This is a genomic window from Pseudomonas sp. NBRC 111127 (genome assembly GCF_001320345.1).
Lineage (GTDB): Bacteria > Pseudomonadota > Gammaproteobacteria > Pseudomonadales > Pseudomonadaceae > Aquipseudomonas > Aquipseudomonas juntendi.
Map to the genome: position 1 here is coordinate 1 of NZ_BCBD01000337.1, position 980 is coordinate 980.

Genomic DNA, 980 nt, shown 5'->3' on the forward strand with positions numbered 1-980 from the left:
TGGCCGCCGGCGCGACCATCCTGTGCTTCTCGTTCCTGGGCTTTGACGCCGTCACTTGCCTGTCCGAAGAAACCCGCGACCCGGGCAAGACCATCCCGCGGGCGATCTTCCTCACCGCCCTGATCGGCGGCGTGGTGTTCATCACCGTGTCGTACTTCATCCAGGCCTACTTCCCGACCATGGCGCGTTTCCATGACCACGAGGCGGCCCTGCCGGAAATCGCCCTGTATGTCGGGGGCAAACTGTTCCAGTCGGTGTTCATTGCCTGCACGGTGATCAACACCATCGCCTCGGGCCTGGCCTCGCAGACCAGCGTGTCGCGCCTGCTGTACGTGATGGGCCGCGACAACGTGATCCCGGCCCGCGTTTTCGCCCGCCTGCACGCACGCTACAAGACACCGGTACTGAACATTGCCGTGGTCGGCATCATTTCGCTGTCGGCGATCTTCTTCGACCTGGTGACTGCCACCTCGATCATCAACTTCGGCGCCCTGGTGGCGTTCAGTTTCGTCAACCTGTCGGTGATCAACCATTGCTACCTGCGCGAGGGCAACCGCAAGGGCCTGGCCAACCAGCTGAAGTACCTGGTACTGCCCACCATCGGCTTCTGCATCATCGTTTCGCTGTGGCTGGACCTGAATGCCCACTCGCTGATCTTTGGCGGTATCTGGGCGGCGCTCGGCCTGCTGTACCTGGGCTGGCTGACCAAGGCGTTCCGCTCGGCGCCCCCCAACTACGTGCCTGAATGACCCACGCTACCCACAACGCCCGCGCCTGGCCGCGGGCGTTGCAGTGTTCGAAAAGGAAAGCTCCATGCTGCTGCGCCGCCTCTCCATCCAATGGAAGATCACCTTGCTGGCCGGCCTTTGCCTGCTGGCCATCGTCGCCTTGCTGGTGGCCACCTCGCTGACTCAGGCACAACGCAGTGCCACGCTGGTCAACCAAGCCAACACCGCCATGCTCGACAGCAGCGCGCGGCA

General features: G+C 63.4%; 2 protein-coding genes. Both read left to right on the forward strand.

Annotated elements, in window-relative coordinates:
• A partial coding sequence (locus tag APH30_RS27310; protein ID WP_156326758.1) for an APC family permease occupies positions 1-749 on the forward strand: 749 nt, incomplete at its 5' end.
• A gap of 64 nt (positions 750-813) precedes the next feature.
• Positions 814-980, forward strand: a 167-nt coding sequence (locus tag APH30_RS29780; RefSeq protein WP_177333813.1) for a hypothetical protein, incomplete at its 3' end; no start/stop codon positions are given.